The sequence below is a fragment of the Psychrobacter sp. AH5 genome, assembly GCF_040371085.1.
GTDB lineage: Bacteria > Pseudomonadota > Gammaproteobacteria > Pseudomonadales > Moraxellaceae > Psychrobacter.
Window position 1 is genome coordinate 1,781,846 of record NZ_JAMBMT010000001.1, and the last position, 16,982, is coordinate 1,798,827.

13 protein-coding genes and 2 tRNA genes are annotated in these 16,982 nt (G+C 44.0%); 6 read left to right on the plus strand and 9 right to left on the minus strand.

Annotated elements, in window-relative coordinates; genetic code table 11:
- Positions 1–38: 38 nt before the first annotated feature.
- The 3 genes from M0N77_RS07505 (at position 39) to M0N77_RS07515 (ending at position 3,162) form a co-directional block, all read left to right on the plus strand.
- Positions 39–1,082, plus strand: a complete 1,044-nt coding sequence (locus tag M0N77_RS07505) for an ABC transporter substrate-binding protein (RefSeq protein WP_353104608.1) — start codon at positions 39–41, stop codon at positions 1,080–1,082.
- Between the two features lie 343 nt (positions 1,083–1,425).
- A complete protein-coding gene (locus M0N77_RS07510) occupies positions 1,426–2,325 on the plus strand; it encodes an ABC transporter permease (RefSeq protein WP_353104609.1) in 900 nt (299 codons plus the stop codon).
- A gap of 42 nt (positions 2,326–2,367) precedes the next feature.
- Positions 2,368–3,162 (plus strand): ABC transporter ATP-binding protein, encoded by a 795-nt coding sequence (locus M0N77_RS07515; protein ID WP_353104610.1) that lies wholly within the window; start codon positions 2,368–2,370, stop codon positions 3,160–3,162.
- Between the two features lie 106 nt (positions 3,163–3,268).
- On the opposite strand, the gene M0N77_RS07520 is transcribed toward M0N77_RS07515, so the two are convergent.
- Together M0N77_RS07520 and M0N77_RS07525 are read right to left on the minus strand one after the other, a co-directional pair.
- Positions 3,269–3,883, minus strand: a complete 615-nt coding sequence (locus tag M0N77_RS07520) for a response regulator (protein WP_353104611.1) — start codon at positions 3,881–3,883, stop codon at positions 3,269–3,271.
- Between the two features lie 76 nt (positions 3,884–3,959).
- Complete coding sequence (locus M0N77_RS07525; RefSeq protein ID WP_353104612.1) at positions 3,960–6,092, minus strand: PhnD/SsuA/transferrin family substrate-binding protein; 2,133 nt, start codon at positions 6,090–6,092, stop codon at positions 3,960–3,962.
- A gap of 288 nt (positions 6,093–6,380) precedes the next feature.
- On the opposite strand from M0N77_RS07525, the gene M0N77_RS07530 reads away from it, so the two are divergent.
- Complete coding sequence (locus M0N77_RS07530) at positions 6,381–7,781, plus strand: cytochrome c (protein ID WP_353104613.1); 1,401 nt, start codon at positions 6,381–6,383, stop codon at positions 7,779–7,781.
- Positions 7,781–8,707 (plus strand): c-type cytochrome, encoded by a 927-nt coding sequence (locus M0N77_RS07535; RefSeq protein WP_353104614.1) that lies wholly within the window; start codon positions 7,781–7,783, stop codon positions 8,705–8,707. The genes M0N77_RS07530 and M0N77_RS07535 overlap by 1 nt, the downstream gene beginning before the upstream one ends.
- Before the next feature lie 118 nt (positions 8,708–8,825).
- On the opposite strand, the gene M0N77_RS07540 is transcribed toward M0N77_RS07535, so the two are convergent.
- From M0N77_RS07540 to msrB, 6 genes are all read right to left on the minus strand, one after another.
- Positions 8,826–9,560: a hypothetical protein gene (locus M0N77_RS07540; RefSeq protein WP_353104615.1), complete on the minus strand. Its 735-nt coding sequence runs from the start codon at positions 9,558–9,560 to the stop codon at positions 8,826–8,828.
- Between the two features lie 165 nt (positions 9,561–9,725).
- The gene (locus M0N77_RS07545; protein WP_353104616.1) at positions 9,726–10,190 is read right to left on the minus strand and encodes a DUF305 domain-containing protein; all 465 of its coding nucleotides are present in this window, start codon (positions 10,188–10,190) and stop codon (positions 9,726–9,728) included.
- Positions 10,191–10,514: 324 nt separating this feature from the next.
- Positions 10,515–11,042, minus strand: coding sequence for a peroxiredoxin (locus M0N77_RS07550; RefSeq protein WP_353104617.1), 528 nt, complete (start codon positions 11,040–11,042; stop codon positions 10,515–10,517).
- A gap of 481 nt (positions 11,043–11,523) precedes the next feature.
- Positions 11,524–11,600: transfer RNA gene (locus M0N77_RS07555), tRNA-Asp, on the minus strand.
- A 62-nt stretch (positions 11,601–11,662) separates the two neighbouring features.
- Positions 11,663–11,738, minus strand: a tRNA-Val gene (locus M0N77_RS07560).
- A gap of 555 nt (positions 11,739–12,293) precedes the next feature.
- A complete protein-coding gene (gene msrB / locus M0N77_RS07565; RefSeq protein ID WP_353104618.1) occupies positions 12,294–12,719 on the minus strand; it encodes a peptide-methionine (R)-S-oxide reductase MsrB in 426 nt (141 codons plus the stop codon).
- A gap of 394 nt (positions 12,720–13,113) precedes the next feature.
- On the opposite strand from msrB, the gene M0N77_RS07570 reads away from it, so the two are divergent.
- Entirely contained in the window at positions 13,114–14,832 is a 1,719-nt protein-coding gene (locus M0N77_RS07570; RefSeq protein WP_353104619.1) for an aminotransferase class I/II-fold pyridoxal phosphate-dependent enzyme, read from the plus strand.
- A 158-nt stretch (positions 14,833–14,990) separates the two neighbouring features.
- Here the strand turns inward: M0N77_RS07570 and M0N77_RS07575 are convergent, their stop codons facing one another.
- Positions 14,991–16,598: an inorganic phosphate transporter gene (locus tag M0N77_RS07575; RefSeq protein ID WP_353104620.1), complete on the minus strand. Its 1,608-nt coding sequence runs from the start codon at positions 16,596–16,598 to the stop codon at positions 14,991–14,993.
- Positions 16,599–16,982 lie beyond the last annotated feature (384 nt).

Consider the following 16,982-nt stretch of genomic DNA (forward strand, 5'->3'; position numbering starts at 1 on the left):
GTTGTATGGATACATTTATATCTTTAGGAGTAAGACCCATGTTATACCAAAACCGTGCTAGCCGTTTTAATTTTACCAAAGCCTTGATGCTAGGCGGCGTTTGTACTGCTATTTTGACTGGCTGTAATCAAGCGCCAACCGATAACCCAGATACCATTGATGGCGCGGCTGGTGGTGAAGTCGCCACAGAGATGAAAGCGGTCTCAATCACTGCTATCGTTGAGCATCCTGCGCTTGACGATGTGCGTAAAGGCGTCATCGATGAGCTAAACGATGCAGGCTTTAAAGAAGGTGAAAACTTGACGCTGAACTTCCAAAGCGCGCAAGGCAACACCGCGACCGCCGGTCAGATCGCCAAGCAATTCGTCGCTGATAATGCTGATGTAATCGTCGCTATTGGTACCCCATCAGCGCAGTCTGTCGCCGCCGCCACTAGCAGTATCCCGCTAGTATTCTCAGCGGTAACGGATCCGGTAGAAGCCAAGCTCGTCTCCAAGCTTGATGGCTCTGGTACTAACGTCACTGGGGGTTCTGACGCGCTTCCTTATGAGCCGCAAATCGAGCTGATGCGCCAAATCATCCCAAGCCTAAAGAACGTCGGTTATGTCTATAGCCCAGGCGAGGTCAACTCGACTATCACCCTCAAAAACCTCAAAGAAAAACTATCGCCAATGGGCATCAATGTCCTAGAAGCGCCAGCAGCGCGCAGTAACGATATTGCTATGGCTGCTCGTAGTCTTGAGGGTAAGGTCGATATGATCTATACCTCAACCGACAATAACGTCGTTTCTGCTTATGAAGCGCTTTATCAAGTGGCTAAAGAAAGCAAAATCCCATTAATCGCCTCTGATACCAGCTCAGTTGAGCGTGGTGCTATTGCTGCTTTAGGGGTTGATTATTACAGCTTAGGACGCGAGACCGGTAAAATCGTTGTGCGTATCTTAAATGGTGAAAACCCAGGCGCTATTCCTGTATACACCCCGCAAAATCTAAACCTATACGTCAGCCCCAAAAACGCTCAAGAGCAAGGGATTACTTTGCCACAAGCGGTTATTGATAAAGCTAAAGAAGTGGTAGAATAGCTTTTATTATTTATAGATACTACAGAGTATAAATTTATTATTAACTCCTCAGTATCTAGCCGCATTTTTGCTTAATTTGACGTTATAATACGCTCTAATAAATAGCCCAGCTATCTTTTTATAGACTGGGCTTGTCGTTTTAGCTTGATAAAATCTATCTTATAATCTGTAGCTGTTATTGTTTATTGAAGTTTATATCGAATTTTGCCATAGTCATTTATGATAATTGTTGGTTATAACGTCTTTTGGTTTACCCTAACTGCAGATTGCCTAATCTGTTAAATTCACCTCTTGGCTGCTATGACTGTCTTATAGCGCTTGGTTATGACTTATTGATTTGCTTATGTCCTTAATTGCTTTTTTTGGTGCGCTTGAGAGTGGTCTAATCTACGGTTTAGTCGCCCTTGGGGTACTGATCTCCTTTCGAACCTTAGACTTTCCGGATCTAACCGCTGATGGTAGCTTTCCTTTAGGCGGCGCTATTGCTGGTATCTCCATTGTCGCTGGTATCAATCCTTGGTTAGCCTGCGCATTTGGTATGCTAGCAGGCTCAGTCGCTGGTATCGTCACCGCTTGGCTCCATGTCAAGCTTGGTATCTTGCAGCTGCTGGCTAGTATTTTGGTAATGGTCGCACTGTATTCGGTCAACTTGCGTATCATGGGCGCACCGAATTTGCCGCTATTAGGCGAAACAACGGTCTTTAGCTCATTAGTTACCAATGACAATGGCTTTTGGATGCGCTGCGTCATTATTGGTGTGGTGGTGTTACTGGCGAAGCTGTTTTTGGACTGGTTTTATAGTACTGAGTCCGGTCTATCGATGCGCGCGACCGGATCTAATTTGCGCATGGCGCAAGCGCAAGGGATTAATACCTCGAAGATGACGATCATCGGTATGGCGATCTCCAACGGTTTGATCGCTTTAGCGGGCGCGCTGTTTGTACAGACTCAGGGCGGCGCGGATATCTCTATCGGTATCGGTACTATCGTCATCGGTCTAGCGGCGGTCATCATCGGCGAGACTATCATTCCGGCTAAGCGTATTTGGCTGATCACCTTAGCAGTTATCCTCGGCGCGGTGCTCTATAAGCTATTTATTCAAGTGGCGCTATCGAGCGATACTCTCAGAAGTATCGGCTTTGGCCCGCAAGATCTCAACTTAATTACCGCGCTGCTGGTCGTGATCGCTTTAGTCCTGCCCAAAGCCAAAAATAGAATTTTGAGTCGTAAGCTTAAAGTCTAACCGCTGGCAAATAACCGCTTATAAGCATAAGGAATAATGATTATGATGCAAGCTCGAGATTTACGCTTAACTTTTAATCCGGGTACGCCTATCGAGAACCCAGCGCTGCGCGGTATCAATCTCAATATCGCTGATGGCGAGTTTGTGACGGTGATTGGTACCAATGGCGCGGGCAAATCGACTTTTTTAAATGCCGTTAGTGGCACCACTCGGGTTGATAGCGGCTCTATTTTATTGAACGGTATCGATGTCACCAAAAAGAGCGCGCATGAGCGGGCGCATTGGGTCGCGCGCGTGTTTCAAGATCCGATGGCAGGTACTTGTGAAGCGCTGACCATCGAAGAGAACATGGCTTTGGCCTTTAAACGCGGCGGTAAACGTGGTTTGAGCTTTGCGCTAAATAATAATAATCGCGAGCTGTTTAAAGAGAAGTTAGCGGTTTTGAAACTAGGCTTAGAGAATCGTCTTACGGATAGAATGGGGCTGTTATCAGGGGGACAACGCCAAGCGGTCAGCTTGCTGATGGCTTCCTTGCAGCCTTCAAAGATTTTATTGCTCGATGAGCATACCGCTGCCCTTGATCCTAAGACCGCCGCTTTTGTCTTAGAGCTTACGGACAAAATCGTTACTGATAATCAGCTGACGACGATGATGGTGACGCACTCTATGCAGCAAGCCCTCGCCCATGGCACGCGTACGGTGATGCTGCATCAAGGTCAAGTGGTACTAGATGTCGCAGGAGAGAAACGTCAAGGTATGACGGTGCATGATCTACTCGATATGTTTGAGCAGACGCGCGGCGAAAAGATCGATGATGATAGCTTGATTTTGAGCTAACTGCTTGTTTGAGTTATTTTTTATTATTGTTAACCTTATAAGCGCCTACTTAATAGTAGGCGTTTTTGCCAATTAGCCTTAACACTTTAACTGCTTTCTAATCTAGTTACTCTTCTAATAAAGCCAACTTTTGAATCAGCTCACTGATATGCTGAGCCTGCATTTTTTTCATAACTTGCGAGCGATGCACCTCTACGGTACGCATTGACACCTCTAAATGATCGGCTATGACTTTATTTAGCTTGCCTTGCATCAGCTCGCCAGCGACCTCCTTCTCTTTATCCGTGAGCTGCTCATATAACTTAGCAATATCATAAAGTTTAGCGCGCTTATTAGTTAGCTGCTTAGCGGAGCGGATAGCTTGTTGCAAGCGCTGACTACTAATGGGCTTTTCTAGATAATCTACCGCCCCCTGTTTTAGCATCTTAACCGCGTCGCTAATCTCGCCATTACCCGTCAAAGCAATCAGCGCTATTGGACTTTTATGCTCATTCAAATGAGCTTGTAGCGCTTGCCCTGTCATATGAGGTAAATTCAAATCACTAATCACCACCGCAGGGCGATAAATATCTACGGCTGCCAAAAAATCTACGGCGCTGGCCCAAGTTTGGCTCGATAAGCCCAAACTACTGAGTAAAAACTCACAGGAGGTGCGCACGCTTTCTTCATCATCAATGATATGGATAAGCAGTGGCTCAGTATTTATCTTGGCACAAGTCATAGGCTACCTTGCTATACTTTTTATAATTAAACCGTTATCTAAATCGCGCGGTCTCTTTTTAGCTCTTTTATTATAGCTAATTTTTAGTTAACTTATCATCGGCTAAAGACAAAGGCAGATATAGAGTGACTTTTGCGCCTACTTTTTCTTTAAGAGGATAATAGCTTTGAGTTTGGATCAGCTGGTTTTTGCTATCAAGCGTATGCTTAAGCCTTAATTGATAGCTCATGGGCAAATCCTTTATGATAGCAAGCTCTTCTGGCACCTCAATATTACTCAACTGCATCATGCCATCCAATGACTTGCATAAGCGCTGACAAATCATCAGCCCTAAGCCCATACCCTCGAGCTTAGTGGATCTCTCGCTGTATTTAGGCCCATTCGCTAAAGCGGCTTGATTAGCGCTCAAACGCTTCTGCTCAAACCCTCCCGCATCATCTATAATGCTTATTGCTAGCCAATCTTTACCTTGATACTGCTCCTGGCTACAGCGTAAGATAATATGCTGAGCGCCCTGCTGCTGCGCGTTGAGCATGGCATTAATGAGCAGCTGATCAAGCAGCAAATTAGGCAGTTGCAGCTTTTGATAATCAGAAGCTAGCCAAAAGCTAATATCGACTGCGCGCTCCCCCATAAAGTAAATACACTGCTTATAAGTCGCCGCAATATCAACACTGACTTCATCTGCTGCTGGACGCCCAGCCCAGCGCCGGATATTGCTAATAATAGCCGCTACTCGCTGAGTCTCATTCACAATTTGCTTGAGGGCTTTTTGGGTAGTTTGTTTATCTAGTTGTTGTTTATCCGTACGGTCCTCGTGACTGTTATCGCCACCCTGCACTAAATTTTCACTACGAATCAGCAAACCCTGCGCGTAATTTTGAATAGTGGCTAGCGGCTGATTGATCTCATGGGCAATCGCTCCACTCATCTCTCCGATTACTGCAAAACGCTCAGAATGACGCAGCTGCCGATCATAATCACGAATAAGGCGGTTTTGAATCAATAGCTGCTGTTGCCGACGCCAAGCCAGCCAGCTCATCCAAGCATAATTGATAGTCGATACCAGTATAATCAGCACGATGATACTCATCCACCAGCGATGCGATCGTATCCACTCAATAATATAGCTGCCTAGCGTTTTTTGCGCGGGATGCTCATTCATCTCATATAAGATACGCTCGGCGTCAACGCTCGATTCAGGGGATAACCAACTTAAGGATGAATTAGAGCTATCATTAGCATGATCTGAAAATAACTGCTGATTGATCTGATTAATAAGAGCGTTTGGCGCTTGATCAGTCGCCGCGAGCGTCCAGTTAGGATAGATCTTAGTAGAAGACTGACAGCTTGAGTCAGTAGTGATTGGATGAATAAGCCGAAACTGAGCTTGATCAATCTTACCTTGACTTGCCATCTCCTCCATCAGGCACAAAGGAGCAATGGCGGCATCGACCGCGCCGCTGGCAAGCGTACTCAAAGTCAGCTCAATGGGATAACCGACAAACTGCGTTTGATAATCGCTTGGGGTTAGCGAGTTTTGTTTGAGCAGATGGGCTATCAGCAGATAACCGCCAAAGGCATCAGGGGCCACGGCGACTATTTTGCGCCGCTCCAAATCACCTAGCTGCTGAATATCACTGTCTTTATTGACCCATAGCGTACTAGCAATCTGCTCCATAGCATTAGGCTGACCGATAGCCTTATTGGTTTTTTGTTGCTCTAACAGCGCCAAGTCGTTTTTGAGCTGCTTATATAACTTGTATTGCGCGGCGGTTTGAAAGTCGGATTGATTGATATCTGAGATTTGAAACTCACTAGGCTTAGCAGCGCTGACATTACTTTGTAAAGTCGCGAGCCAGCGCCAGCCTGCGGTATCCATCTTGATGACTTGTATCTGCGGCCCTAACACTAACGCAAATTGTTTGGCCTCTATCTGTTGTTGCCAATTCTCCAGCGCAAGCGGTACCAATACAATAGTATCCTGTGGCAAAGTGCTATTTAGCTCATCTAACCACGGCTGCCAACGCTGCTGAGCTACTGCCTCGCCCTGCGGCGCCAGAACCCCTAAATAATAAGTCTGCGCCTGAGTATTTTGCGCTATCAATACCAGCAACAAAGCAACAGCGTAAGCCAAAAGCAACTTTTGCCCTAGCGCTCTTTGCAGCACTGCTATTGAGTCAAGAATGGGCAAGATAGCACTTATCAAGGTCTGCACTCTTCTATATAGCTAATGAATATTGCTTTGGTCATCTTAAAGCTTTCACTCTCTTAAAACAGTGGATGAAGTATAGCTTATCGCATAGCTAAAATTATAACCTTATAAATAATGTGGTTTTCCACAATATCGCAAGATTAAGGCTTGCCCTATACTTAATAGTAAGCTTGTAACTTTTTAGAGCCGCAAGCTCCTATTTATAAAAATATTAAGCGGTATGTCGATTTATGCTAGAGCATCCGCAACCGATTTAGTAACCCTATTATGGAGGATAAGCTTATGAGAACTGAGCTTATGAGAAAATGGCCAGTGATTATCCTTATCGCCGCTATCATTGGATTGGCGCTGGCCTTTATTATCGGTCAGCTACTGCCTAGTCTGCGTACTAGCGATAGCAGTCTTGAGGTCAATATCACCGATCCTGCCTTAATAAAAAAAGGCGAATATGTCGCGCGCACCGGCGACTGTGTCGCCTGTCATACTACCCTTGGTGGTGAGACTTACGCCGGTGGCCTGCCAATGCTAACCCCGCTTGGCGCGATTTATTCGACTAATATTACTCCTGATAAAGATACCGGTATTGGTAATTATAGCTTTACTGATTTCAAAAATGTGGTAAAGCATGGCGTAGCGCCAGGAAACAAAGCTCTGTATCCAGCGATGCCCTATCCTTCTTATCAAATCATGCCTGACGAGGATATGGCAGCGATGTACGCCTACTTTATGTCGGCGGTAGAGCCAGTCAAGCAAGCCAACGTTAAAAGCGAGCTGCCACCCGTTGCCAATTGGCGCTGGCCGCTGGCGTATTGGCAAGCCTTATTTGCACCCAAGCGCGAGTTTGTCCCTGAGAGTGATGATGCGGTTTTAGCTCGTGGACAATACCTAGTCGAAGGGCCTGGTCACTGCGGCTCTTGTCATACTGAGCGCGGCATTGGCTATCAAGAGATTGCGCTGACTAACGCGGACTCTGAGGAATACTTAAGCGGTGCGGTCATCGATGGCTGGCGCGCAAAGAGTATTCGCGGTGAGCATCGCGGCCTTGGCACATGGAACGTCGCTGAGCTGAACGACTTCTTCAAAACTGGTCGTACTGATACGACTGCTGCTTTTGGCGCTATGGCAGAAGTGGTTGAGCATAGTACGCAATATATGACTGAGGATGATATCAACGCCATGTCCTCCTATCTAAAAACCTTATCGCCTGCCCCTAATAAAGAAGTCACGCTACCGGTCAAAAAAGACGTTACTACTGAGAATTTACTAGCCGGTAATTATGATTCACGTGGCGCGCTGCTCTATGTAGAGTACTGCACCGTCTGTCACCGCACTGATGGTAAAGGCGTACCACGTATCTTCCCAGCTCTCGATGGTAATAGCGCCGTCTACGCCAAAAATGCCGACTCGGTCTTACAGATTACCTTAGGCGGCGGGCGCATGCCAGAGACTCCGCATGATCGCATGGCCTTTACTATGCCTGAGTTTACCAACTTGGCGGATGCTGATATCGCTGAAGTGGTCAACTATGTACGTAATAGCTGGACCAACCAAGCGCCAGAGATTACCGTCAAAGATGTGGTAAAAATGCGCGCCTTCTTGGCTAAAAAACCCAAAACGGGCACTGACATCGCCCCCGATCTCAGTCTTGATAGCGATAACCTGACAGCAAAAGGAGCAAAATAATGACTATATCCTCATTGAAAATGAACCCGACTCCCGCTATTGCTATCCTAACTGCAGCCGTCCTTGCCATTAGCGTTAGCGGCTGTAGTCAGCCAGAACCTGTCGATCTAAACGCAGCAGAATATAAGCTTGTGACCGCTGATGACGCTAACGAAGGTATCGGTACTTATGTCATGCCGCAGGATACCGCTATCTTGGATGAGCCAAACGCTGAGGAGATCATCTATGGTAAGCGTTTATTAAACGAGACCAAACGGCTACTGCCTGAGCATGTCGGCGCGCAAATGAACTGTAATAGCTGTCATATCGCGCAAGGCAAAATCCCATTAGGCGATCCATATATTAACAGTTATAACTTTTATCCACGGGTAATGCCGCGAGCCGGTAAAGAAGTAGATTTAGAGGCCCGTATCAATGGCTGCTTTAAGCGCTCAATGAATGGTAAACCACTCGATCGTGAGTCTCCTGAGATGAAAGCTATGATGGCTTATATGAAGTGGCTAGCGCAAAACACCCCAAAAGATCAAAAAGTCGATATCAATAATGCCGGTGAGGTCGATACCACACTGGTGGGCGACCCTGTGCGCGGTGAGAAAATCTACTACGCACAGTGCGCGACCTGTCATGGGGACAACGGCGAAGGTATCAAAGATGCTCGCGGCGATATTGTCTTCCCGCCACTATGGGGCGATGAGTCCTTTAACATCGGCGCGGGTATGGCGCGAACTTACAAAGCAGCAGCTTTTGTGAAGTACAATATGCCCATGGGTATCCAAACTCAAGGGCTTTGGGGTCATGGCAACGTACTCTCCGATCAAGACGCAGTCGATGTGGCTGAGTTTTTCACCCATAAACCGCGCCCTGACTTTGCTGGCAAGGTTAATGATTGGCCAACCGCCAAAAAACCCAAAGATGCTCGTTACTAACCATAGATAGCTTCCTCTCATAGTCTTATAAAATAAAACCTCAAACGCATCGTAGCGCTTGAGGTTTTTTAGTTAAGCATAATCATTGCTTGCACCGATAACGCAATAAATTGTTAACTTATAAACTATCCAAAATCTGAATAGGTAGTGTCACGACATCGAAGGCTAAAGCAAAGGGCAGTAATACTAACTTGCCCGCCGTGCTGGTGCCGCCACTAGTGGTTTGCGTCTGCTGACTTTGACCATAGAACGTCACGGTATAAGGCTTGCTCAGCGGGCGATATTTGGACTGGATCATGCTGATATTGCTGACCTGCGGGTAGATAGCGCCTTTTACCGGTACGGTAAAGCAAAAACGCTGAGCGTTAATGCGCATGTCGCTGGCTGAGCTACACTCCACGCCGCCGTTTTGTAAAAAGAACTGATAGTCGCTACGATCAAACTCATCTTTTAGTTTGGCATAAGATAGCTTCATTTGCCCTTGAAAGTAGCCGTCGTTATTGGGCACATTGAAGCTCATATCGTTTTCGACTTGGATATTTTTGGCGGTTAGATTGGTGAGTAGGTTTATCATCTCACTACCGCCTTCGCTAAGCACGTAGCTGTTTTTATTACCGACGATGACCATGCTAGCCATCGGCATTTGCGGTAAAGTGGTAGCGGGACGACCAAAGGCGATAATCTGATCTTGCGATAACACACTTTTTACTGAGCTAGTAGTGGTCACTCTATTATCATCTAGCAGTGAGCTAGTGGCGCAGCCTGAGCTGGCTAGTAGTGCTAGCAGCGAGCCGCTGATTAAAGCGGTTTTTAAAACTAATGAATTTGAGAATATCCTTTGATTGCTAGTCATTATTAAGCTTCCTTGTTTAATATTTTGCGCTAAGAGCTAAAAAAGATTTTGTAGGGCTAATTGATTTGGTAGTGCTAGTTATAGTCATCTACAATATCGAGTTGTAATAAAGCCTAATTATGAAGCTATTTATGCTGCTTTACCATCTCTCATTTGGGTTAAATCTTACTTAAGCTCCTCAACCAAAGCTTCCATCTCGCCGATTTCACGCTTTTGCGCTTCAATAATATCGTCCGCTAATTGGCGTACTCGCGGATCTTCGATATCCGCCCGCGTACTGGTCAAAATAGCAATAGAATGATGCGGAATCATCGCTTGCATCCAGTCGACTTGATCAACGGTCGCTTGTGAGCGCACGCCCCATAGACCAAAGGCAAATAAGAACACACTAAGACCATAAATCATTAGATTGACCTTGGTTTTTTTGTACATATTGGTCATAAAGGCTAGCATAATGATCGCCATCATTGCGCCCATATATAGCGCCATATAAGCACGGGTTTCACTAAAATAAACGTGATCCCACTTATAGGTATTGAGATACATCATAAGGTACATGACGACAGTCGAGGTTAGAATCATCAAACCAAACTTGACGTAAGGATTCATTTGCGACTTGTTATTATCCATAATTATTTCTCCAAAGCTTACACCTGTACTGTAGATGCTCTCTCATGGGTTAAAGACTCAGCTTCTAACCAGTCCATTAAAGTACTATTTCTTATTAAAACTCTTTATCATGTTATTGTCAGTATCATCCTTGCTAAATAGCGTTAACTTGGTTTTGACTCTTTAAATTCAATCATAACTCTCAAAACTAACAGCGCTTAGCGATAAAAACTTTGCAATAAACCACAAAAAAAACTGCGTAGCCCTTATCATTAAGAGCTACGCAGTTTTAATATATTTGAGCATCTATTAACGCCTAAAAATATCAGTCAGCAACCAATATGACTAAGCATTACTTTTTAGATACTCTAACATAGTGTCGGCATCTGAGACTTCAAAGGGGTCTATTGGGCAGTTGTCGCCAAAATCAGGTTCTTTAAATACCTTTTTGATGGCTTTATCGTCGACATACATCGAATAACGCCATGAGCGCATACCAAAGCCAAGATTGCTTTTATCAACAAGCATACCCATTTTACGGGTGAATTCGCCATTGCCATCAGGAAGTAAGAAAACATTTTCACGGTTTTGCTTAAGACCCCACTGATACATGACGAAAGCATCGTTGACAGAAACACAAACTATCTCATCTATGCCTAACGCTTTGAACTCCTCGTACAGCTCTTCATAACGAGGCAAATGGCTGGTCGAACACGTTGGCGTAAAAGCGCCGGGTAGTGAGAACACCACCACTTTTTTATTAGCAAACAACTCATCTGTGGTTAAGTCATACCACGTAAATGGGTTATCTCCTCCAATAGATTCATCACGAACACGAGTTTTAAAAGTCACATCTGGTACATGGGTAATCATTGTTTACTCCGGTTTGGGTTATTGTTTTTTAGTTTCTAAAATGCTGCGTTGATATGATAATAGCTATAGCAGTCTATAAGCAAATCTTTGAGCTTATATTATATGAGATACCAAAATATCTTCGAGTACCTTCAAGTAACCTCAAGTAAAGGTCGTTTACAGTCTCAAATCTTAACTCTCTTATTCACAAAATATCATTATAAAACTGATACAGTGCTAGCGTATTGATTTTATTTCGAGCTGACTATAGTCACCGTTTGGTCACCAAGCAGTTGGTCACCGATTTCCAAAAGGCAGATTGTATAAACGCAGACTTATAGAGAATAAATTATTAAAGAGTAGATTACTTCTTAGTGGCTAACAAAGACAGGATAACCAACCCTTACGGATAAAGGCTTTAAGAGAAACTCAGGCACAAAAAAACCTCAAGTAAACGAATACTTGAGGTTGAAACTTTTGCATTAAAACTAAGTTTTAAATATGGCGCAGCGGACGGGACTCGAACCCGCGACCCCCGGCGTGACAGGCCGGTATTCTAACCAACTGAACTACCGCTGCTTAGGTCGCACTAGCATTTTGTCTTTTCTTTTATAAGAAGATAAGACCCACTTGCTGATAAGTGGTGGGTGATGACGGATTCGAACCGCCGACATTCTGCGTGTAAGGCAGACGCTCTACCAACTGAGCTAATCACCCTGAAGAGCGTATAAAAAAAGCACTGCTTTTTTAGCTCTGCAAGAGAAATCCTTTAAATAGGATTTCTAAAAGTCATAAGATCCAAAGCTGTCACACTAAAGATAAATAACCTCTAACAACTCAGAACCAATAAAGCCCCTTGCTGTGGGTGTGTATTATATAGATTTAACGATGGCTGTCAAATACATTTTCACTCTCTTTAGCACTATTTTTTGTTTTTTATGACCACTCGCTGGCAAGCTGCTGTTTTTGTTAGCTTTATATTTTATTAATTTACTAAAATTTTTATTACTGGTAGCTGCTTTCTAACTAATACAAAGCTAAATAGTAGCTACCAAGGCATTTTAAATATCCGCTTTAAGGGCTTTAAGTTTAGTAGTTGGCGCATAACGGTCAAGCACTTACCCATCACGGTCAATCAAAAACTTAGTAAAGCTCCATTTTATACCTTCAGTTAATAGACGACCCAAAAAATAAGGGAGCTTATATAAGCTCCCCTACTATATATCAAAATCTTATTAATCAATTTAATCAATAGCTAGTATTGACCGCCGATTAGTCTTCGGCTTTATCTAAATCGATAGAGACAGAATTGATGCAGTAGCGCATGCCTGTGGTCTCACGTGGACCATCTGGGAAAACATGACCTAAGTGAGCGTCACAATTGCTACAAGTCACTTCGGTGCGGCGCATGCCTAAAGAGTTATCGACATGCTCATCGATAGCGGCGTTGTCGATGCCTTGATCGAAGCTTGGCCAGCCACAACCAGCATCAAACTTATTTTCTGAGTCAAACAGCTTGGCGCCGCAAGCTTTACAGCGGTAGATACCCTTATCGTTGACATCGTTGTAGACACCTGTAAAAGGACGCTCAGTGCCTTTTTCGCGTATCACATGATACTCATCATCACTAAGACGCTGCTTCCAATCAGCTTCGGTTAATTGAGCGACTTCTTCTTTGGTTAGTTGACTGTCTTGCATAATTATTCCTTATTATGGAGATTTTTTGAGAGTGTTTTTATAGATAACCAATTTTATAAATTATTGGGTTTATAAACCATTAGGTTTAGTAAGTAATGAGCTAAAAATTTTTCTAGACCCTAAAGATATGGGAGTTATCAGCGATTATTCAATATTTAGCCGCTAATAATTACTAAATCTACACGTTTCCCTGATTATTTTCTTAGTCATAAACACTCTAACTAAATGCAAGTTATTCTTGCATCATTACTATTTTAATAGCTTGCATTTGGCTTATTTATGCAATAAAATCTTGCATTAGCTATTGATTCATCAAATTACTGTCAAATAATAAGTCATAAAGATTTGTCTTAGTTAATGATTATTTGCAACTTTTTAGGAGATGAAAAGCACTATGACCGATAATCCTGATGATTATGCCCAAACCCAGCGCTTAGAGCAGGCACAAAGACTTGTGCAGCTGCGCCGTGACAAAGGTCTTACTGCTGAGCAATTAGCCCAGCAAATGACTAAAGCTGGCGCGAAAGTGAGCCGCGGCGCTATCTCTAATTGGGAGCGTGGTATCAATGGTATTGTCTCCTCCAAGCTGCCTACGCTTGCACGCCTCCTAGGCTGTACAGAAGGCTATCTACTACGAGGCAATAATGATGGCTATGCCGAAGATAAGATAGCTAGTAGTGAGCCCGCTCATCAAGTAACTACAAAGCCTATGCTAGACGCTCAAACTAAACAAAGAACTGAACTAAAAACCACGCAACAGCTAGATACCCACTTTGATCATAAAATCAAAAACAAGGATAATACAACAGCACCGGAAGCTAAAACGCTGCAAACAAAGGAAAGCAACGCTATGAATAACCTAAAAAAATCTGATAAATTACAAAACGTTTGTTACGACATCCGTGGCCCGCTCCTAAAAACAGCCAATAAAATGGAAGCAGAAGGCCAACGTATTCTTAAGCTCAATGTCGGTAACCCAGCCCCTTTTGGCTTAGAAGCGCCACATGAGATTTTGCGTGATGTGGCGATGAACCTACCAGAAGCGACGGGATATTCAGATTCGCAGGGTATCTTTTCGGCGCGTAAAGCGGTGTTGCAGTATTATCAATCTAAAGGCCTGCTATCAGCGGTCGATGTACGAGATGTTTATTTGGGTAATGGCGTCTCAGAGCTGATTGTGATGACGATGCAGGCGCTGATGAATGATGGAGATGAGGTGCTCATTCCAATGCCTGACTATCCATTATGGACGGCAGCGGCTAATTTGTCTGGCGGTACAGCGGTACATTATCGCTGTAATGAAGAGGATAACTGGCAACCTGATATCGAAGATATTAAATCAAAAATCACTAGTAAGACCAAAGGCATAGTAGTTATTAATCCTAATAATCCTACTGGAGCGCTCTACTCTACTGAGAATCTAAAACAAATTATTGAAGTCGCCAAAGAGCATAATCTTGTCATTATGGCCGATGAGATTTATGATCGGGTGCTTTATGATGACGTCGTCCATCATCCTATGAGCACCTTAACTGACGAAGTGCTGGTACTGTCTTATAATGGCCTATCTAAGTCGCATCGTATCGCAGGTTTTCGCGCAGGCTGGCTGATGGTATCAGGCAAAAAAAGCCATGCTACTGACTTCATCGAGGGTTTAGATATGCTCGCCTCCATGCGTCTTTGCTCTAACGTACAAGGTCAGTATGCTATCCAAACGGCGATGGGCGGTTATCAAAGTATGAAAGATCTGACCTCAGAAAAAGGCCGATTATTTAAACAGCGCGAAATGGCTATCACTCGTCTCAATGCCATCCCGGGTATCTCTTGCACTATGCCGCAAGGAGCGTTTTATTGCTTCCCAAAAATGGATCCTGAGGTCTATCCTGTCAAAGACGATATGCAGTTTATGATGGATTTATTGATAGATGAGAAGGTATTGATGGTACAAGGGACGGGCTTTAACTGGGATGCTCCCGATCATTTTCGTTTAGTATTCTTACCCAATCTTCATGATTTGGAGAATGCTATGGATCGCCTTGATCGCTTCTTTGCCAAAAAGCGTCAGCAGTACGGTACAGAAAAAGTCGCTAATAAAGAAGTATTAGAAGCCTAAAAGTCATATGGTAAATAAAAAAAGCGCTTCTCGGCATGATGTCGATAAGCGCTTTTTTGTTCGCTAATTTAGCAGCTTCAATCTAAGGCGTGTTGAACACTCACACCTGAGCACTACTAAATGTTCAGCATAGCCTGCTATAGTCAGCTATGATTCAACTAAAAAATTTGGTTTAAAATTAGGAAACTAACCGCTGATAATGAAGCGGCTACTGGTAAAGTAATCACCCAAGCAAGGCCGATCGGCTTCATCAAGGCCCAATTGGTATTTCTATTGACGATACCGATACCCAAGACTGCCCCTACCAAAGTATGCGTACTAGAAACCGGTAAGCCCAAGGTTGAAGCGCCCATCACTACCCCAGCAGCAGCAAGCTCAGCTGAGAAGCCAGAAGCAGGGTGCATTTTGGCTAAATTAGTGCCAACGGTCTGAATTACCTCTTTACCAATGAACCATAAACCAACGATTAGCGCAACGCCAAAGGTCAACATCACAGGCGATGGTACTGCCGCTTCTGAGGCGATGTTATTGGTACGAATTACATCCATAATAGCGGCAAACGGGCCAACTGCGTTAGCGATATCGTTAGAACCATGACTAAAAGCAAAGGCTGAGGCGGTAAAGACCTGCATCCAGCTAAACATAATAAAAGTCGCTTTGGTCAAATCCTCTTTGTGTTTACCGCGGATACTTTTAGTATAAATAAAGGTCGCCAGCCAAACCAGCGCTCCTATCATACCCATGATTAAGAAGCCTTGTAGCGTGGTCATATTACTGTTGACGTTTTTGAGGCCTTTGAACACTACCAAAGAGGTCATAACCACACCGCCCATCGCCGCTAAGATAGGCACCCACTTCTTCAGCGCTTTTAGCGTATCGAGACTCTCGCGCTGATGCTCAACGATATATAGCTTCTTATAATAGTCAGTCTCTAAATCCTCGACATCACAATCATCATCTTTATAAATCTCTTGATCGCGTAGCATCGCTGAGGTGTAAGACAACTGCTCAGACTCAGTCATCGCATCAAAACGCTCTTTGTGCTCTTTTTTGATGCTCTTTTTATCCGCTTTTAACTCGGCAATCTGCGCTTCTGCTTTGTCATTATAGTCGATGACATTTCTTTTGATATGGCCGTATAAAAAGAAGGCTAGTATTCCGCCTAATAAAGGCGATAGCACCCAAGAGATAGCAATAGTACCAATGGTGCCCCAGTCTACCGTGGATAGCGCCGTCTCAGTCCCTCCCAAAGAGATACCTAATACGATAGAGCTGCCAACGACCCCGCCAATGATAGAGTGCGTTGTTGACACCGGTAAACCTTTTTTGGTGGCAAACAATAACCAAAAAGCGGCGGCAATCAAAGCGGATAACATCACGTAAATGAACTGATTTGGCGTAACAGCCAAACCATCCAAGTCAACGATACCACTACGAATGGTATCAGTGACCTCTCCGCCTGCGAGCACCGCGCCTGACACCTCAAATATCGCCGCTACCCCTAAAGCTTGCGGGATAGTCAAAGTCCCCGCTCCTACTGAAGTGCCAAAGGAGTTTGCGACATCGTTGCCACCGATATTGAATGCCATAAAGACACCAAAGGCGGTCGCCACTATAAACAGTGTCGTCTGCTGACGCATAGTGTAATCAAGACCCCACCATAAAAAATAGCCGGTCATTGCAATCAGTAAAATAGCAAAAAATAGATTGATTCTCATAGAGCCAACCGACTTGGTTGATTCTGTAGAGCTGCTGCTAATACCCATAAATTGATACGCCCTGCGTAAGATTGAAGATATTGTTGATTGAGAATGATGCCACAAAAAACGCTATGACCAAAAGCTGGTAGCGTCTTTATGGCTTGATTTCAAATCGTCTCAAATCTGTGTTGAACTATACTATTGAAAATATCGTGACTGTTATAAACTTGCTATGCACCTAGCAGCATTAGACATACAGTTAAGCCGCAAAAAACTGTCCCTAAAAAATTAGGCAGCTTGCGGCTTATATCTTTAGCCGTTATCTAAATTATAAATAACGGCTAATCCGTTTAGAGACACTAATTGAAGCAAAACTTACCATAAAAACCCATACTAATTATTAGCAGTAAAAGCTCGCTTCCGTTAATGTGCGCCCATTATATTAAAAAT

Excerpts from the sequence above, each read along its gene's own strand:
- M0N77_RS07530 (WP_353104613.1), top strand. The coding sequence starts at position 6,381 with ATGAGAACTGAGCTTATGAGAAAATGGCCAGTGATTATCCTTATCGCC.
- M0N77_RS07570 (WP_353104619.1), top strand. The coding sequence starts at position 13,114 with ATGACCGATAATCCTGATGATTATGCCCAAACCCAGCGCTTAGAGCAG.
- M0N77_RS07550 (WP_353104617.1), bottom strand. The coding sequence starts at position 11,042 with ATGATTACCCATGTACCAGATGTGACTTTTAAAACTCGTGTTCGTGAT.
- M0N77_RS07535 (WP_353104614.1), top strand. The coding sequence starts at position 7,781 with ATGACTATATCCTCATTGAAAATGAACCCGACTCCCGCTATTGCTATC.
- M0N77_RS07575 (WP_353104620.1), bottom strand. The coding sequence starts at position 16,598 with ATGGGTATTAGCAGCAGCTCTACAGAATCAACCAAGTCGGTTGGCTCT.
- M0N77_RS07520 (WP_353104611.1), bottom strand. The coding sequence starts at position 3,883 with ATGACTTGTGCCAAGATAAATACTGAGCCACTGCTTATCCATATCATT.
- msrB (WP_353104618.1), bottom strand. The coding sequence starts at position 12,719 with ATGCAAGACAGTCAACTAACCAAAGAAGAAGTCGCTCAATTAACCGAA.
- M0N77_RS07545 (WP_353104616.1), bottom strand. The coding sequence starts at position 10,190 with ATGGATAATAACAAGTCGCAAATGAATCCTTACGTCAAGTTTGGTTTG.
- M0N77_RS07540 (WP_353104615.1), bottom strand. The coding sequence starts at position 9,560 with ATGACTAGCAATCAAAGGATATTCTCAAATTCATTAGTTTTAAAAACC.
- M0N77_RS07505 (WP_353104608.1), top strand. The coding sequence starts at position 39 with ATGTTATACCAAAACCGTGCTAGCCGTTTTAATTTTACCAAAGCCTTG.
- M0N77_RS07515 (WP_353104610.1), top strand. The coding sequence starts at position 2,368 with ATGATGCAAGCTCGAGATTTACGCTTAACTTTTAATCCGGGTACGCCT.
- M0N77_RS07510 (WP_353104609.1), top strand. The coding sequence starts at position 1,426 with ATGTCCTTAATTGCTTTTTTTGGTGCGCTTGAGAGTGGTCTAATCTAC.